The organism is uncultured Draconibacterium sp. (assembly GCF_913060805.1).
Lineage (GTDB): Bacteria > Bacteroidota > Bacteroidia > Bacteroidales > Prolixibacteraceae > Draconibacterium.
Map to the genome: position 1 here is coordinate 196,473 of NZ_CAJXTC010000003.1, position 16,059 is coordinate 212,531.

At 39.3% G+C, this 16,059-nt stretch carries 19 protein-coding genes; 15 read left to right on the plus strand and 4 right to left on the minus strand.

Features of this window, described 5'->3' with window-relative positions; translation table 11 throughout:
• Nucleotides 1-114 precede the first annotated feature (114 nt).
• Nucleotides 115-582: an Lrp/AsnC ligand binding domain-containing protein gene (locus QZ576_RS03135; RefSeq protein WP_297093968.1), complete on the plus strand. Its 468-nt coding sequence runs from the start codon at nucleotides 115-117 to the stop codon at nucleotides 580-582.
• Here the strand turns inward: QZ576_RS03135 and rlmB are convergent.
• From rlmB to QZ576_RS03150, 3 genes are all read right to left on the minus strand, one after another.
• The gene (gene rlmB / locus QZ576_RS03140) at nucleotides 579-1,331 is read right to left on the minus strand and encodes a 23S rRNA (guanosine(2251)-2'-O)-methyltransferase RlmB (protein WP_297093969.1); all 753 of its coding nucleotides are present in this window, start codon (nucleotides 1,329-1,331) and stop codon (nucleotides 579-581) included. The two genes, QZ576_RS03135 and rlmB, sit on opposite strands and share 4 nt — an antisense overlap.
• 7 nt (nucleotides 1,332-1,338) lie before the next feature.
• Nucleotides 1,339-3,285: an ABC-F family ATP-binding cassette domain-containing protein gene (locus QZ576_RS03145; protein ID WP_297093970.1), complete on the minus strand. Its 1,947-nt coding sequence runs from the start codon at nucleotides 3,283-3,285 to the stop codon at nucleotides 1,339-1,341.
• A 179-nt stretch (nucleotides 3,286-3,464) separates the two neighbouring features.
• Complete coding sequence (locus tag QZ576_RS03150; protein WP_297093971.1) at nucleotides 3,465-3,884, minus strand: hypothetical protein; 420 nt, start codon at nucleotides 3,882-3,884, stop codon at nucleotides 3,465-3,467.
• 839 nt (nucleotides 3,885-4,723) lie between these two features.
• Between QZ576_RS03150 and QZ576_RS03155 the strand changes: the two genes are divergently transcribed.
• The 14 genes from QZ576_RS03155 (at nucleotide 4,724) to QZ576_RS03220 (ending at nucleotide 15,463) form a co-directional block, all read left to right on the plus strand.
• Entirely contained in the window at nucleotides 4,724-6,091 is a 1,368-nt protein-coding gene (locus QZ576_RS03155) for a tyrosine-type recombinase/integrase (RefSeq protein WP_297093972.1), read from the plus strand.
• A 158-nt stretch (nucleotides 6,092-6,249) separates the two neighbouring features.
• Entirely contained in the window at nucleotides 6,250-6,555 is a 306-nt protein-coding gene (locus QZ576_RS03160) for a helix-turn-helix domain-containing protein (RefSeq protein ID WP_297093974.1), read from the plus strand.
• A gap of 64 nt (nucleotides 6,556-6,619) precedes the next feature.
• Nucleotides 6,620-6,835, plus strand: a complete 216-nt coding sequence (locus tag QZ576_RS03165) for a hypothetical protein (RefSeq protein ID WP_297093976.1) — start codon at nucleotides 6,620-6,622, stop codon at nucleotides 6,833-6,835.
• Nucleotides 6,828-7,514, plus strand: coding sequence for a helix-turn-helix domain-containing protein (locus tag QZ576_RS03170; RefSeq protein WP_297093978.1), 687 nt, complete (start codon nucleotides 6,828-6,830; stop codon nucleotides 7,512-7,514). The genes QZ576_RS03165 and QZ576_RS03170 overlap by 8 nt, the downstream gene beginning before the upstream one ends.
• Before the next feature lie 2 nt (nucleotides 7,515-7,516).
• Entirely contained in the window at nucleotides 7,517-7,933 is a 417-nt protein-coding gene (locus QZ576_RS03175; protein WP_297093979.1) for a hypothetical protein, read from the plus strand.
• A 1-nt stretch (nucleotide 7,934) separates the two neighbouring features.
• The gene (locus tag QZ576_RS03180) at nucleotides 7,935-8,627 is read left to right on the plus strand and encodes a hypothetical protein (RefSeq protein ID WP_297093982.1); all 693 of its coding nucleotides are present in this window, start codon (nucleotides 7,935-7,937) and stop codon (nucleotides 8,625-8,627) included.
• Nucleotides 8,628-8,647: 20 nt separating this feature from the next.
• Nucleotides 8,648-8,902: a hypothetical protein gene (locus QZ576_RS03185; protein WP_297093984.1), complete on the plus strand. Its 255-nt coding sequence runs from the start codon at nucleotides 8,648-8,650 to the stop codon at nucleotides 8,900-8,902.
• An 85-nt stretch (nucleotides 8,903-8,987) separates the two neighbouring features.
• Nucleotides 8,988-9,500: a terminase small subunit gene (locus tag QZ576_RS03190; protein ID WP_297093986.1), complete on the plus strand. Its 513-nt coding sequence runs from the start codon at nucleotides 8,988-8,990 to the stop codon at nucleotides 9,498-9,500.
• Complete coding sequence (locus QZ576_RS03195) at nucleotides 9,493-9,750, plus strand: hypothetical protein (RefSeq protein ID WP_297093987.1); 258 nt, start codon at nucleotides 9,493-9,495, stop codon at nucleotides 9,748-9,750. Before QZ576_RS03190 ends, QZ576_RS03195 begins: the two co-directional genes overlap by 8 nt.
• A 125-nt stretch (nucleotides 9,751-9,875) precedes the next feature.
• Entirely contained in the window at nucleotides 9,876-10,217 is a 342-nt protein-coding gene (locus QZ576_RS03200) for a hypothetical protein (protein WP_297093989.1), read from the plus strand.
• 77 nt (nucleotides 10,218-10,294) lie between these two features.
• On the plus strand, nucleotides 10,295-10,654 hold the full coding sequence (locus tag QZ576_RS03205) for a hypothetical protein (protein ID WP_297093991.1): 360 nt from the start codon (nucleotides 10,295-10,297) through the stop codon (nucleotides 10,652-10,654).
• 20 nt (nucleotides 10,655-10,674) lie between these two features.
• On the plus strand, nucleotides 10,675-13,836 hold the full coding sequence (locus QZ576_RS03210) for a phage tail tape measure protein (protein ID WP_297093993.1): 3,162 nt from the start codon (nucleotides 10,675-10,677) through the stop codon (nucleotides 13,834-13,836).
• Between the two features lie 248 nt (nucleotides 13,837-14,084).
• Nucleotides 14,085-14,603, plus strand: a complete 519-nt coding sequence (locus QZ576_RS03215; protein WP_297093994.1) for a hypothetical protein — start codon at nucleotides 14,085-14,087, stop codon at nucleotides 14,601-14,603.
• Nucleotides 14,604-14,611: 8 nt separating this feature from the next.
• Nucleotides 14,612-15,463: a hypothetical protein gene (locus QZ576_RS03220; RefSeq protein ID WP_297093996.1), complete on the plus strand. Its 852-nt coding sequence runs from the start codon at nucleotides 14,612-14,614 to the stop codon at nucleotides 15,461-15,463.
• A gap of 228 nt (nucleotides 15,464-15,691) precedes the next feature.
• On the opposite strand, the gene QZ576_RS03225 is transcribed toward QZ576_RS03220, so the two are convergent.
• Nucleotides 15,692-15,994: a hypothetical protein gene (locus QZ576_RS03225; protein ID WP_297093998.1), complete on the minus strand. Its 303-nt coding sequence runs from the start codon at nucleotides 15,992-15,994 to the stop codon at nucleotides 15,692-15,694.
• Nucleotides 15,995-16,059: the final 65 nt, after the last annotated feature.

Sequence of the window (16,059 nt, forward strand, 5' to 3'; positions counted from 1 at the left end):
ATTTTTTGTAAGTCTGGGCCACTTTGTTGTGATTTTGTTACTATATTGTGTTTACGCTTACTTTACTTTGAAATTATGTTAGTTTTTTGATACTTTTGTAGAAAATTGTTAAAGATGACTTTGAGGAATAATTTAGACGACTGGGATTTAAAAATTCTGGATATAATTACCAAAAACGCAAGGATACCTTTTAAAGATGTTGCAAAAGAAGTGGGAATTTCTCGTGCAGCTGTACATCAGCGAGTTAACCGAATGGTAGATTTGGAAGTGATCGTTGGATCGGGCTACCACATTAATCCCAAAAAGGTTGATTTTAAAACCTGTACCTACATTGGTATCTACCTCGAAAAAGGAGGTTTATTTAGCGAAGTAGTTAAAGGTTTGGAAGAAATCCCTGAAATTGTTGAGTGTCACTACACAACCGGAGCATACGCCATTTTTGTTAAAGTTTACGCCAAGGATAACGAGCACTTAAAAAATATCTTAAGCGGAAAAATTCAAAAAATTAGTGGTGTTGCCAGTACCGAAACTTTTATTTCTCTAGAAGAGTCATTTAAGCGTACAATTCCTGTAAATGCCTAATTTCGTTGTCTGACTGCTTCGTAAATCATTAAAGCAGCAGATACCGAAACATTTAAAGATTCAATCTGTCCTAAGATCGGAATTTTTAATTGTTCGTCGGCAAGTTTCAGAATTTGAGCAGAAACACCCGTGTCTTCTGATCCCATAACAATGGCCAGTGGCGATTTCATATCGGCATTCGAGTAAAGTTTGTCGCCTTTTTCGGTGGCAGCAACTATTTTAATGCCCGAATCTTTTAGAAATCGGACCGTGTGGTACAGGTTATTTGTTTTGCAGATTGGAATATTATGAATAGCACCTGCCGATGTTTTTACAGCATCGGCACCAATACGTGCCATTCCTTTTTCAGGAATGATAATCGCCTGCACTCCGGCACATTCGGCCGAACGGGCAATCGCTCCAAAATTACGCACATCGGTGATCTGGTCTAAAACAAGCAGGAGGGGAGTTTTACCTTCTTCGTAAATTCCCGGAATTACGGTTTCAATATTGTCAAACTCGATGGGTGAGACAAAAGCCAGCACTCCCTGGTGATTTTTTCGTGTAATACGGTTGATCTTCTCGATAGGAACATACTGAACGCCAATCTCGTTTTCTTTTATCAGCTCTTGAAGCTCCGAAATCAATTCGTTACGCAAACCTTTTTTTATCAGGATTTTGTCGATTGTTTTGCCTTTTTTAATGGCTTCGATTATCGCTCTTGTTCCAAATAGAAAATCCTCTTTATCTATTCCTTTTTGTCTCATCATTTTTTATTTACCAGGTTTTTTTAGCCTTCCAGTTTTCCAGTTCTTCGTGGGCGCTTTCCCAATCGAGCATACTTTGTTCCAGCTTCGATTTTAGTTTTTCGTATTGCTCAAAAATCGAATGGTCGTCAATATTGTCAGGACTGGCAAGCAGCTTATCCATTTCTTCGATTTCGGTCTCCAGTTCCGCAATCTTTTCTTCGGTTTGCGTTACACTTTTCTCCATTCGCGAAATCGTACGGTTGATCTCTTTCTTTTCGTCGAATGAAAGCTCATCCTTTTGTTTTTCCGAAGTTACAACTTTTTCGGTTTTTGTATTCTTCTTCTTGCTTTCCAATTCTTTCATCGACTCCATTTTCTTACGGTACAGAAAATCGAAAATGCCTCCCAAATGTTGTTTAGCCTTTTTGTTTCTGAACTCGTAAATGCAATTCACCAAACCATCAAGAAAATCACGGTCGTGCGATACTACCAGTACCGTTCCTGAGAAATTTGCCAACGCATTTTTCAAAATCTCTTTCGAGCGCATATCGAGGTGGTTGGTCGGTTCATCGAGAATCAGAAAGTTAACCGGCTCAAGCATTAAGCGAATCATTGCCAGTCTCGATTTTTCGCCACCACTTAATACTTTTACTTTTTTATCGATGTCTTCGCCGCGAAATAAAAACGCTGCCAGGATATCCCTGATTTTAGTACGGATATCGCCAACCGCAATTTCGTCTATCGTTTCAAAAACGGTAAGCTCTCCGTTAAGTAATTGTGCCTGGTTTTGAGCAAAGTAGCCAATTTTAACATTGTGCCCCAATTTCATCGAACCGTTATGCTCCAGCTCGTTCATAATAATTCGAGCAAGCGTTGTTTTGCCTTCTCCGTTACGGCCAACAAACGCTATCTTTTCACCATTCTCGATGTTGAGGTTGATATCGTCGAGCACGTGCAACGAATCGTAATATTTGCTGATGTGTTTGGCCTCAACCACAACACGACCTGAGCGGGGTGCCGGCGGGAAGCTGATTTTTAGTGCCGAATTGTCTTCTTCTTCAATTTCAATCCGATCCAGCTTTTCCAGCTGTTTTACCCTCGATTGCACCTGCACCGCTTTTGATGATTTGTACCGGAACCGTTCAATAAACCGTTCGGTATCTTCAATCATTTTTTGCTGGTTAGTGTAGGCTGCCAGATTAATCTCTCGCTGTTCGGCTTTCCAGTCCATGAACTTGGTATAGTTCATTTTCTGATCGGTAATTTTTCCCAGCGAAATTTCGATGGTGCGGTTACAAACGGCATCAAGAAAGGCTTTATCGTGCGAAACCAAAATAACTGCTCCGCTGTATGTTTTCAGAAAATCTTCCAGCCACTGAATTGATTCGATATCGAGGTGGTTGGTCGGCTCATCCAGTAAAAACACATCGGGCTTTTTTAGTAGCAATTTTGCCAGCTCAACACGCATACGCCAACCTCCGCTGAATTCCGAGGTCATCCGGTCGAAATCAGTTCGTTCGAAACCCAATCCCATAAGCGTTTGTTCGAGTTCGGCTTCGTAGTTGTCGCCGCCTAAAAGCTGGTAACGTTCGTTGTATTCGGTAACCAGGTCGAGTTTCTTCAAGTATTCGTCAGAATGATAATCTTCGTTCTCGGCAATTTCCTGATTGAGGTGCGCTATTTTCTTTTCAATAGCCAGTAGCTCTTCAAAAGCCTGTGTAACTTCATTTTTAAGCGTGCGCGTATCCGAAACCACCATTTGCTGAGGTAAATAACCAACGCTTGTTTCTTTTGGCACGGAAACCACTCCGGCAGTTGGTGTTTCAGTGCCTGTAATAATTTTTAGCAGCGTACTTTTTCCGGCTCCGTTTTTACCAATCAGTCCAATTCGGTCTTTTGGATTAACCAGGAAACTGATTTCTTTAAACAGTTCGAAACCGCCAAAACTGAGATTTATTTTATCTATCGATATCATTCTGTACAAAAATTGCCCAAAGATAATTATTTCGTACAGACGGGACAGCGCAAAAAGGGGAGTGTGATTCATTGTTCATATTGGGTGGGGAGTGGAAATATATTACAAGTGTGAAAGCTATGAAAAAATGAAAAGAGGACATTTTTTTGCCTCTTTTCATTCAGTGATTTAGATTAGGTTTATTTTATAATCCAATCTGTATAAGTGTCACCGGTTGAAATGGCTAGCTCAGAAAACTCCTGTTGGACAGTTTGTAATTTTGCCGCCGCTTTTTGGCCGAGTTCAGTCAGGACTCCTTCTTCTTCCCAATATTTATCGCGAACCTTTTCTGAGTCCATGTAATAAATAATTCCCAAAGTATTTTCATGTTCACCTCTTTCTCCTTTGGCGGCAATCATTGTTATTCCCTCGAATGCCTCGTTATATGCGGGGATAAATTTCTTGATCATGAATTCTTCCAATTGTTCAGTGGTTACATTTGGTTTTAATTCATACTGGTCAAAAATGTGAAATCCAAGAACACAGCCTTTGTTCAATGTTTGGGCCGATAAAAGTCCGGAGAATAAAAAACATGCGAATACCAATACTAATTTTTTCATAATAGTTAATTTTTGGTTTAACAATATCTGGTTGTCGCAAAGAAATTGGGTGGAGAAAAGATTAGATAAGTTACAACATATTCACATTTTATGCAATATGTTTGGATGTTCAAAAAGGAGCTGGTCAGTGATTTATAGACTTTCTAGTCGTATTGTTTACGAGGTGTTATTTATTAATGAATCTGATGAATGGTACTAAAACGCAAGAAGGTTAAATTAAATACTATTTGGTATTTAAATGTAAAAGCCGTAACTTGTATACAGTAATTTAAAAAGATAAATTATAAGGGTAGAATGTGTATCTTGATTGGTTTATGTTTAGGGGTTTGTAAAATTATCAATCATCTTCAAAAAAGCGTCCATAAATATTCTACCCTTTTTCTTGAACTACAACCGAAATAACATATAGTTAGTCTTCAATTACAAATATTAGTGGTAACGAAAAGAGCGTCAGCTGGATAGCTCTTTTCTTTGCGTATATGCCTTTCGTTTTGCGGGAATCGGTTTGGTTTTTAACCAGGGGATTAAAAAGAAAAAAGGAGCCCGGTAAATACCTGACTCCTTTAGTTTTCAGTAGCGAGAGGCGGGCTACATTTAATTTACAATTATAAATAGTTTAATTGCTTTAAAGCCTTTAAAAATAGGTAGTGTAGAACTATTTTATAAAATTGTTTTACCTTCATGTAAAGCTAGTTCATAAAAATGTAAATGATTTGTGTCTCAGTTGTGTCCAATTATTGTATCTTTGAAATACAGATAATCAGGTTATTAGAGTTAATTGTTCTTCGGGTCTCAAGCTTAATAGATATAAGACACGTGGGACACAATTGAAAATTACCATGCCGAACTATAGTTTTGTATTACGGAAACCCTATAAAACGGGCGTTTCTGAAGAGTTGAAGAAAAGAAAGCAGTTAGGTAAAAACATTTCATCATTACTTAATCAAGATCAAACGCCGGTTTTACTCTTTATTAGTTTCGATAGGGAACACCGATTTAAATGTAAAACTGGCATGCAAGTTTTTCCTGCACATTGGGATTTTGTCAAACAAAGAAAGAAACAACAGGCACCGGGAGCTCAGAAATTCAATAAATCACTAAACCGGTTATTGGAGAAGAGCCAGGAGTACTATAGCACTATTATGGAGGAGGCGGAACTCAAACAGCCTTCTTATGATGAAATCAAAAATAAGCTTCAGGATTTTATATTTGATTTTCAGAATCCAAGGTTAAAAGAAGAGAATGGATTTTTCGATGTTTATAAAGAATTTATTCGGAGAAAGACGGCTGAGCTCCATCCGAGAACAATCCAAAAATTTAATACCTCGAAAACTGTATTAAACAAGTTCACTGATAAGTATTATCGAAGATTTGACTTTGATAAGATAGATGTGAATTTCATTGATTCATATCGTCATTATTTGTTATACGAAGCAGAGAACCAGAAGTCGGAAGAGGATGGTTATCGCGATGATACGGTATCAAAATTCATAGAGAATTTAAAGAATTTTCTTCGTTGGAGTTTCGAACGAGGATATCATTCGAATACAATATTTCAACATTCAGAGTTTAGAAGCAAACGAGATTCGAATGTGGACATAGTGACATTTAGCATCCAAGAATTGAAACAGTTCTATGATCACGACTTTGGAAAGGATGATCACCTGGACCGGGCTCGAGATCTATTTTGTTTTGGAGCTTTTACCGGCCAGCGTTGGAGTGATGTTGCAGGCTTTAAGAAGGATCAGGTTATTGGTGATACTTGGATTTTTCAAGCTTATAAAACGAAGAAAGAAACTATTATCCCACTAGTCGGATATGCCGCGCCAGCACTGGATATACTTAAAAAGTATAAATATAAACTTCCGGAAATAAGTAATCAGAAATTAAATGACAACCTGAAGGTAGCAGCTGAAAAGGCCAAGTTAAAGAGGGTTGTAAAGATAACCAGAAAACAAGGCGTAAAATCAATTGAAATTGAAGAACCTATTCATAAGGTAATTTCAACACATATGGCCCGGCGGACAGCTGTTTCTATATTGTTGAACATTTATAAAATGCCGGTACCTCAAGTAATGGAAATAACTGGCCATAGTGATTTTAAAACTTTGAAGAGGTACATCGACGATGATAAAGATGCTTTAAGAAATAATCTTGCCCAAACCAAAAGCGTTAATCAAATTATGGAGGTGGTTAAGTCTGCATAATTACAAAACTTGACAAAGTTAATAACGTTCTTCATAACTTAAATTCTTGATTTGCTAGGTTAAAAATAAGAATCACCTTAATTTTACTCCATCGTAAAGCCTATCTCACGTTCGCGTGGGACGGGCTTTTTTTATGCAATTTTTTAAGATTTAAAGTTATGAGTTTAGAAGAATTAGTAAAGAAAAACACGCCGGGGGTAGGAGCCAATGTGCAGCTCTTTGTTACACCCGAAAGTCTAAATGATTTTGCGCGAAGTGTGGCAGCAATGACTGCAACGGAAATGATTCAGGGGTTAAAAATCAATGAAAAGCCTCTAAGTGAAAAAGAAGCTTGCGAGAAGTATAATAAAACTCGTCAGTCTTTCTCAAAGTATCGAAAGCAGGGAAAGATCAGGTACCATCGACTTGGTCGTGAGATCCTTTATTATGATTCGGAGCTGCGTGAGGATCTGGCTAATTTCTAAACTGCGTAACGGCTTCTGTTATAGTCATTGAGTAAAAGAATAAACTATTAACGAAGCATTTTATATGGATCAAAAAGCTAAAGACGAAAAGAATGAAGAGCATGTTATTTTATTGGATCTTCACAACGGAAGCCTGGAGATAGAAAAACTTCAGGATATTCCCAGAGCCTGGCCAATGGGTCAGTTCTGCTCACTACGCACCGGTACGTTTTCAGAGATGGATAGTCTACGCCGGGCGTTAATCAGTAATAATTTAAAAACCCTTATGCGCAATGCCTGATAAAACAAATAGCGCTGAATTCAGGGGTATTTGGATTTCCAAGGAGATTATGGAAATGCCGGATCTTAATTTGATCGAAAAGTGCATGTTGGCGGTAATTGTTTCTCTGTCTTCAAATGGTCAGAAGTGTACAGCTTCCAATGCGTATTTCGCGAAGCTCTTCGGATTAACCAAAAAAAGGATTTCCGCTATACTAAACGACCTCCGCCGAAAAAAGAGGATAGGTATCCTTGTAAAAAGGGATAGGGTATCCTCAGAAGTAGAGATGCGGGTATGTACACCAATCGGGATAGGTATCCCTAAAAAAGCGGAAGAGATAGAAAAGCCTATAAAAAAGGATTATAAAAAAGGGAATAACACACCGCAATTCAATTTCAAAAAGTCTCTTATCGATCTGGGAGTTGAGGAGAGGGTTGCTATTGATTGGTTAAAAGTAAGATCTGAGAAAAAAGCCTCCAATACTGAGACTGCATTTACAGCAATTAAAAATCAAATAGAAATTTCCGGATTATCAGCAAACGACTGCATAAAGAAAGCAGCAGAAGAGAGTTGGAAGGGTTTTAAAGCAAGTTGGTTAGATGAAGAATATAGGACAAATAACAAAAGAGGCGAAAAAGGAGCTGAAACAGCGAGAACAGTTGAAAACATCATTGCCGAAATTGAACAAACGCAGCGATAAGTATGAACGATTTTATTGAAATATCAGGAAAGCAAATCAGACTGTCACAGCAGATCAATGGGGTAATAGCTCCTATTGCTGAAGATGTATTTGAAATTGTTGGGTTGGAGCCGCTTTGCATTGGTGAAAAAATAAAACGGTTTTATGACTTACTAGAATTGAATGCCGATTATGCAGTTAAGTACGTTTGTTACGAATGCGATATCAGAACCTCCAATGCAAGAATAAGAATCACCAGGTATCTTTTGATTGATTTGGGAATAAGGCTCACGAATACAGAGGACAAATACTTAAAACGCGAAGAATTTATTATTGCTTCATATCAGCTGGGGAACCTATTTGATATTTGGTTTTCGAAGCAAAACGTGTTGAAGATGCTTGAGAGAGTAGGATTTAATGTTGAACTAAATAGTTTTTAAAATGGCAGAGAAAAAAGAAAAAGTAGACGCGATTTGGAAGGATGAAGCCGCTATCAAAGAGCGGATTAAAGAATCCGAGCAGGTTTTACCTGCAGCAAACAAGGCGCTGCAAATTATCAAAGACGAAGGGATATCTCCCACGCCGGAACACTTAAAAGGGTTTATAACGGGAGGTGGAGATTACATCATTGGTGTACTGGGCAGTATTGCCAGAAAGGACATCGATAAAATGGATCTCAAGCTTGATAAGTTGAAACAGTCTTTTCTACGTGATGCTACGGCAATAAATGAAAAAAGAGCTTCAGAAACTCACGCTGAGCTGTATCGGGTCATGAACGCCGGTAAGGTGAAAGCTGATGATATGGAAGTATCTGCGGGTAAAGCAGGACTTAAGAAATCATTTTTAGAAGCGGTTGAGGAACAGTTCACTGTTGTATTGAATACACCGGCACGAAAAGAGATGTGGGAGGCGATACAGAGCTTTGTGGCAGCATTCAATAAAATGGAAAATGTCGCTGAGAAATCAGGCATTTTATCGCTGCAAGATACAATCGATGTGGATGAAGCATTCATACTTAAAATGCACAAAGAAGGCAATTATGCCCGAGCAGAACCGGATCCGAGTTTCTTCTTAGGCTTCCAGGGAATTGGTAGACTTGGATCAAGGGAGATCGATAAAGAATCAAAAAAGTAAACACTTAAAATTTAGAAATCATGGCTAAGGAAATTTTAACATTTGAAGAAATTAGAGAGCAACTAAAAGGAACTAATTACGATGGAGATGATTGGGTAAATGAATGTTACAGTTGGGTCAATAGTAAAGGCCAAACCGTTAAACAGTGGATCGAATTCATGGACATGACTGAAGCTGACTTTAAGGAATTGATGAAAAAACCCGGTTTTGGCGATATGGGACCAGCTGTCTTGTTAAATATTGACGAAAACGGAGACGTGTACACAAACAGCTAAGATTTTCAGTTCACTTTTTTATTGAGCACAGGCTTGCTTAAGGGGTTCGATATTGATCGGATCCCTGCTTTAAACATCTGATAAAATGAGCACGAACCGAAATATAAAATTGACCGCAAAGAAAGAGAAGTTTTGCCAGGAATACCTGATTGATTTAAACGCAACTCAGGCGGCTATTCGTGCCGGTTATTCAAAAAAGACAGCACGAAGCCAGGGGCAAAGGCTGTTGACAAATGTTGACATACAGGACCAAATATCAAACCTGCAAAAAGAAGCCCGGAAAAGCGCTGATATTACCCGAGAAGAGGTATTATCCACATTGGCCGCAATAATGCGTGCAAAGCTCCCGGACTACTTTACAGACGGTAAAAAGATGGACCTGGAAAAATTGACCGATGAGCAAAAGCTTGCTCTCGAATCTATCCGGGTAACGAAGTCCAGCTTCTCAGTAAAGCTTACCTCCAAGATATCCGCAATTGAACGTATTAACCGGATGTTGGGATATGATTTGCCAGAGGATCTGAACGTGAATATTAATAAGCTCAGTGATGATGATCTGGATAATTTACTCATGAAAATAGCTGCGAGAAATGGATAGGGAATTTTTGAAAGGATTGACAAAGGAAGAGAAGGTTGAATTGGTTAAGAAATTCGCCAACGGAAATATTCGAAAGGTTGGAAGGCAATACATCGATATGACAGATAATGGTTTTATCGGAATTCTTTCAACGGCCGATGGTAAGAAGTATGCAAATGGTGACAGGACAGCGGAATTGACTGATGATTTCTTTAAAGAATATGAAGGATCATCTATTGAAATTCCTGACAATGGACGTGATAATTGGTAAAAACAAAAAGACAGAAAACGAGCATGTAAAATGGAAATATGTATAAATCAGAGAGCATCATTGAAAAATAATAGCTGATTATCAGTTGCTTATATTTCTATTTCACACAATAAACATTATAGGACATGGCAGAAACAAGTAAAAATACAGCAAAAGGGAAGGTTTATGATCCCGTAATTACGGTAATCATTGACGGAATTAAAAGGTTATTCCTTTTCCAAAAAACCTTGTACCGGATTGAAACGGACAAGGCAAAAAAGGACCAGCTTTTAAAGGATTTGAACGAGGCAAAAAAAGATCTGTCGCAGATTGTTGCGGTGCTTGATATTGTTCGCCGAGAGCCGATTGAAAGTATTACGATAAAGACAGCTTCCGGTATTTATGATTGTTCGCAAATGGAACCTTCTGAGCTTTCCGATAGTGAGCTGTCTGATTTGATTTTAGAATTACATGAGACATTGAAATGAAAGGTCGAATTATTGTAAAAAATACCGCTAACGTTATCCGGGCCATACATCGACAGGCAGATGTTGCGGATGAGCTAATGATAAAGGCGCTACAGTATGTAGGTGAAACCTTTGTCCGTGAAGCCCGCTTGAATAGACAGTTTCAGGATGACACCGGGAACCTGCAGTCGTCGATAGGATATGTGATTGTTAAAGACAGAAAGATCATTAGGCGTGCCATAAAGGGTATAGGATCAAATAGTACATCTGAAGGTAAAGAGGCTGGTGAGCGATTGGCTGAAGCTATTGCAATTACGTTGCCTAATGGGATAGGGTTGGTTGGTGTGGCAGGGATGGAATACGGAATTTATGTTGAAGCAATGGGCGTTGATGTAATCTCGGGTTCGATACCGGCTACAAGGAAGCTATTGAAAGAGATTACTAAAGGACTAAAATAGAAACACAAAACTGAAATATTATGAGCATTGGAGGTGGTATACAGGGCTTGCACTTCATAAACACTATGAGCAACGCCGACTTAAAGCGAAAATCAGCGGAAGCTGAGGGTATAATTGGAGGAATGGGACGAAACATTGGGAAGTTAGCACCTTTTGCCCCGTTGGCAGCCGGAAGTCTAATTCTAGCAAAGTTGGGGGACGATGCTTACGACTTCTCCAATGAGTTTTCAAAAGCGATGCGAGAAGTACAAACGATCTCACAGGCTACACAGGAAGACTGGGAGGGAATGAGCAAATCTATTATTGATATGGCCGCCAATGGTCCCGACGACGCGATCCAGTTAGCACAAGCTTATTACCAGATAGCATCTGCAGGTTATGATGGTGCTGCAGGTCTTAACTTGCTGGATGTTTCAAGTAGAGCAGCCACGGCCGGTATTACGGACACAAAGACAGCTGCAGACGGTCTAACAACCATTCTCAACGCCTGGGGAAAGGATGCAACAGAAGCCGAACAGGTGGCAGATGTTCTTTTCAAAACGGTTGAAAAAGGAAAGGTAACTTTCCCGGAATTAGCTCAGAATATTGCTCAGGTGGCACCAATGGCCAGCGCAATGAAGATCTCCCTGGAAGAGATTCTGGGGGCAACAGCTTCATTGACGAAACAGGGTAATACTACCAGCATGGCCATGACTCAAATCAGACAAGCCATTATAGGTTTAAATGAGAATTTGGGTGATGGTTGGAGTGAGGCGATGACATTTCAGGAAGCTCTACAGGCTGTACGTGATATGGCTGGCGGTTCTGATACCGCCTTAAAAGACATGATGGGTAGGATTGAAGGTGTAAACGCTGTATTGGCTCTAACCGGGGATAAAGCAATAGCTGCGGCAGATGATCTTAAAACGCTGTCAGAGGCCACAGGATCGATGCAAACAGCCTATGAAACAATGATGCTTGAGGCTGACAATAAATGGAGCCAGGTTCATAATAAGTGGCAGCGTGAGCTATCACAGGTAGGTGATAAACTAAAAATTACATCTTCAGGACTTGCGGATTTTTTTAACCGGATCCTCACTGATGAACAAGCTGACGTTATCGGACCAGCTTCTCAGTCAGCAATAAATAACCTTTTTTCAGACCTCAATCAGCTTGATGATAAAGAAGCCAAACTCAAGCTTATCACTGATAAGATTATCGAGTTGAAGAATGAATATGTGAGTTTAGGTCAGGAATCCGCTCAATGGGAAAAAGTACAGCCTAGTTGGTTGCAGCGTCAAGCCGAGAATTTTAACGCGGCTTTGGGATTTGGACCAGCTACATTGACAGGACGATATAACCAGGCAAACCTTGAAATCGTTCAGAAGGATATTGCAATCAATCAGGCAGTGCAGAAAAAGCTTGAAGAGATTTACCGTCAGGTTTTGAATTCTGCAGGTGACTCAGGATCCGGTGGCGGTGGAGGTGATAAACCAAAACCCTGGACCGTGGGCGATAGTCAGGCAGAGATTGAACGACTTAAAGAACAGCTGGGTACCGTATCGATCGAACAGGAGGTTGAGCTCCGATTTAAAATTGCCGATGAACAGGCGAAGGTTGATGAGTTTTATGGGAAGGTTCGTGACCGATTTAACCAGGCTATAAACGAGAGTTGGGAGGCTCCATTTAATCGAACTGTTGGGGCAGATGGTACTAATTCGGAAACAGCATCTAAGGGTAACGCCTCTAAGCTTATCGAGGATCAAACCAAAGCCTACAAAGAGCAGACTAAAGAGATCACCAAGCAGCTTAAACCGATGAAGCAGCTCACCCAGGAGGGCGCTAAGCAGCTTGAAAACGAGCATGACAAAATAGATACTCAACGCACTCAGGCTGACAATAATGAGCAGCTTGTAAAAGGGCTTCAGGATAGTTCTCAATTATTAGGGGCTTTGAGCTTTGCAATAGGTGAGATTAACACGGAAGCCGGGGAGGCTGTTGGTCGTATGGCTGATATTGCGATGAATGCCGCAAACATGGCTCAGAATATTGTCGCCGGTAACTGGGTTGGTGCAATATCATCCGGAATCGGAATTATCGGCAATTTATTTGCCTCCTGGAATGAATCATCCGAAAGTCTTGCAGAAAGACAACAACGGATTAACGAAGAATCTCTCGAACTCAATGATATCTTAAGGGAAAGAATCCGACTACTACAACAAGCCGGTTTAATATCGCCGTCAGAAGCTGCAATCGCCGATTTGGATGAGTTAAGAGATAAACTTGAGTTATCCAAAAATGAACTCGATCAATACACTCACTATGTATTACAAAACGGAGAACGGACCGGGGTATCTATTAAGGAAATGATGGATACTGTTTATGGCGGTAACTGGGGAGTTCAGGAATTGAATGAGATGCTCGGCGGAATGGATGAATTTGAGAAAAAGTATCTGGAACTCACCGGCACTGTTGGATATACTTACCATCCTCTTTCTCATTTAACGTTCATCGATGAGAACGCTTTTAACGAGTCAGTAAATAGCATTTTACAAACGGCTGCAGATATTGGTACCGCTTTACAAGATCGGTTAGGCTTTGATGCTGATACTATATCGGGCGCAATAATTGACGGCTTAAATGAGGGCTATGATTCGGCTGTTGACTTTTCTGATACGTTTGAAGATCTGATGAGACAGGCAATGATAAACTCTCTGCAAACTAAATATCTGGATGGCCCGGTTCAGGCGTGGAGCAAGTATTTCGCCGAATTTATGGATGACGGCGCGATTGATCCGGTAGAGCGGGAAAAACTTCAAAACGGATTTACAAATGATACCGGTGATTGGATTCAAGGTTGGAACCAGATAATAGCATCGATGCAGCAAGGTACCGACCTTATGGAAGAAGCTACCGGGATTGACTTATTTGGCGGAAGTGGAGATAATACGGAGGCGCTTCAAGGCATTCAGCGAAGCATTACAGAAGAAACAGGATCCTTGCTAGTTGGTCAATTTTCGGCAATGAGAGAAAGCCAGGTAGGCATGAACGAAACCATGATGGATCAGCTCGGTATTGCAGAAGAGCAGTTGGAAATGCTACAGGAAATACGCGACAATACCTCATATAATCACAACCTAGCAGATATTAAGCAGGGTATTGACGATCTTAATACAAATATTAAACAGGGTTTGAGCGTTTAGCTTTTTGTTTCCTTATATTTACTCATGCGAAGGGCTGGCCGGTTGGCTGGCCTTTTTTTCGCGATTCATTATGTCAGCCTAAATGTTAAAACATTCAAAATAAAGAGTGTTGACTATTAGATACTTAGATGTTTGGATGTGCAACTTGCGAATAATAAATATATTTTTTATATATTGCAGCCAAAATGCGGTAGGAGTCTACAAATGATCTATTTGTAGTAGTGAATCAGATGAAAAACTAAACATTTATGTGCAAAGCCTCAATCGAGTTAATGTTATATGCCGAGTATATAAGAGAGTTGGCAGATAACAACAGCGCCGATATTTTTCATAACGCAGGTGCCCAATATGCAAGCATTGTCTTTGCGAATATATTTCGTAAAGCTAAATACCATGTTCGTATTTATTCTAAAGCTATGAACCAGAAGGTTACGGCGAATAAGGACTATTTAAAAGAGTTACGTGGATTTTTAGATAGAGGGGGCAAGTTAAGTGTTATGGTGGAGGATGTTATCGATCCCCAAGGTAAGCTAAGCACTTTGCTTGGATACTATCCCGACAATGTTAAAATAAAACCTAATGTTGGCCAGGTTTTTAATTATAAGGATAAATCTGGTGAAACATATCCGGTTCATTTTGCTACCGCAGATGGCCAAATGTTTCGAGTTGAGAATGATGTTAATGGTCACAAAGCTAGGGGGTCATTCAATCAAGTTGATGATTCGAAAAAGCTCGAGACACTATTTGATAAGGTTTTTTCAAGTTAATTTCCCTGATGAATATTGAAATTTATCACTTCAATACTTACTGGAGTTTTATTTTGACCTTAAGTTTTGCTTATGCATTTGCTAATAAATCATTTGCAAACCATGTAAGTAACTATTTTAGTAGGGTCTCTTTTGACGATCCAAATAATAGGTTTCGTGGATTAGTAAAAAGGCTTTCTGTAATAAAGAAAGAATTTGAGACTCTCAGTAAGCCCGGTGGTAGTGCAGAACATCAGAGGGATTACAATAATTACCATAAAGACTTTACGGAGTGTAAAAAGAAGGAGAAAAAGTTTGAGGAGAACTATGAGCAATTTAATACTTCATTATTTTTAACCAAAAACTTTAAATCGCTTTGTTACCTCTCGGGAGCATTAGCTCTTATTCTTATAGTGGCAGGGGGATTTTTACGTGAGTCTGAAATTCTGGATAGTGTTTTCGATGGAATTAGACTAGGGGTTTACGTTTGGTTATTTTTCATAGCTATTTTTATTGTTTTTGATGTTTGTTTCCGAAAATTGAAATGGGTTCGGAATTTAGGTTATGGAAGAAGTTTGTTGATGGTTGCTGTCTTGCTACTAATTACGCATGTATATGTTATTTATTTGTTGCATTGGCATGATAAGGCTCCTGTAGTACATACAAATAAATCATTCACAATAATTTATTTAATATGCCTGGAGGGATTTCATTATGTGGTCTATTTTATCATTGCGGTTGTAGTTTACAGGCGTTGGTGCAAAAGTGCAGATACGGAATTAGAAAATCTTGAGTCAAGCATTTCGGATTTGGAAAGAAGATTAGTGCCGTTTAAGAAATTTGAGGATTGGACAATTGATTCGATTTCAATCTCTCAATAAGATTAGAATCTACAATCTGCTATTTCACATTGCCGTAAAAATAAATCCGTTTTCCTGACATTCGATCGATTCAAGGTGTAAGTTGACCTGAGAGGATATCTATCGGAATACAATCGGGAAATGCACTACAGCAGGAAGATAATCGGTCGAAATGTTTACACTTGTTACAGCTGCTTTCTATACTGAAATATTCGTGCCGGTCATTAATGATATGGTCCTTAATGGAATTTATAAACCTATTGATCTCTTCCAGGCTTCGTATTTGTCTCGGGTAATTCCCAGCTTTCGGGGAGATAAATGGACCATTGGTAATGGATTAATAGGATCTTTCATTAATCGGTCGATTGTTTTTCTACTCCGGTCAAGGTCTTTCATAACATCCTTAGTCGTCAGGATATCGGAGCCGGAAGTATCAGGCTCTTTTAATTTTGACACCTCTTCGCGTAAACTCTTTACTTCAGCTATCAAAGCTGAAAGGTCGGCCTCTTTAACAAGAACCTTATTCTCAAACACCTTGAGCAAATCATTCATTTTCAATAGTTTTTAAAGGTTGTAATGTGTTTTGAAGTCGGAAGAGTCCTAATTAAAGGGTTCAG

Bases quoted from the DNA above. Each gene is read 5' to 3' on its own strand.
- QZ576_RS03210 (WP_297093993.1), top strand. From the start codon at position 10,675: ATGAGCATTGGAGGTGGTATACAGGGCTTGCACTTCATAAACACTATG.
- QZ576_RS03225 (WP_297093998.1), bottom strand. From the start codon at position 15,994: ATGAATGATTTGCTCAAGGTGTTTGAGAATAAGGTTCTTGTTAAAGAG.
- QZ576_RS03155 (WP_297093972.1), top strand. From the start codon at position 4,724: ATGCCGAACTATAGTTTTGTATTACGGAAACCCTATAAAACGGGCGTT.
- QZ576_RS03160 (WP_297093974.1), top strand. From the start codon at position 6,250: ATGAGTTTAGAAGAATTAGTAAAGAAAAACACGCCGGGGGTAGGAGCC.
- QZ576_RS03175 (WP_297093979.1), top strand. From the start codon at position 7,517: ATGAACGATTTTATTGAAATATCAGGAAAGCAAATCAGACTGTCACAG.
- QZ576_RS03165 (WP_297093976.1), top strand. From the start codon at position 6,620: ATGGATCAAAAAGCTAAAGACGAAAAGAATGAAGAGCATGTTATTTTA.
- QZ576_RS03215 (WP_297093994.1), top strand. From the start codon at position 14,085: ATGTGCAAAGCCTCAATCGAGTTAATGTTATATGCCGAGTATATAAGA.
- QZ576_RS03195 (WP_297093987.1), top strand. From the start codon at position 9,493: ATGGATAGGGAATTTTTGAAAGGATTGACAAAGGAAGAGAAGGTTGAA.
- QZ576_RS03135 (WP_297093968.1), top strand. From the start codon at position 115: ATGACTTTGAGGAATAATTTAGACGACTGGGATTTAAAAATTCTGGAT.
- QZ576_RS03150 (WP_297093971.1), bottom strand. From the start codon at position 3,884: ATGAAAAAATTAGTATTGGTATTCGCATGTTTTTTATTCTCCGGACTT.
- QZ576_RS03185 (WP_297093984.1), top strand. From the start codon at position 8,648: ATGGCTAAGGAAATTTTAACATTTGAAGAAATTAGAGAGCAACTAAAA.
- QZ576_RS03145 (WP_297093970.1), bottom strand. From the start codon at position 3,285: ATGATATCGATAGATAAAATAAATCTCAGTTTTGGCGGTTTCGAACTG.
- QZ576_RS03180 (WP_297093982.1), top strand. From the start codon at position 7,935: ATGGCAGAGAAAAAAGAAAAAGTAGACGCGATTTGGAAGGATGAAGCC.
- QZ576_RS03220 (WP_297093996.1), top strand. From the start codon at position 14,612: ATGAATATTGAAATTTATCACTTCAATACTTACTGGAGTTTTATTTTG.
- QZ576_RS03200 (WP_297093989.1), top strand. From the start codon at position 9,876: ATGGCAGAAACAAGTAAAAATACAGCAAAAGGGAAGGTTTATGATCCC.
- QZ576_RS03190 (WP_297093986.1), top strand. From the start codon at position 8,988: ATGAGCACGAACCGAAATATAAAATTGACCGCAAAGAAAGAGAAGTTT.
- rlmB (WP_297093969.1), bottom strand. From the start codon at position 1,331: ATGATGAGACAAAAAGGAATAGATAAAGAGGATTTTCTATTTGGAACA.
- QZ576_RS03170 (WP_297093978.1), top strand. From the start codon at position 6,828: ATGCCTGATAAAACAAATAGCGCTGAATTCAGGGGTATTTGGATTTCC.
- QZ576_RS03205 (WP_297093991.1), top strand. From the start codon at position 10,295: ATGATAAAGGCGCTACAGTATGTAGGTGAAACCTTTGTCCGTGAAGCC.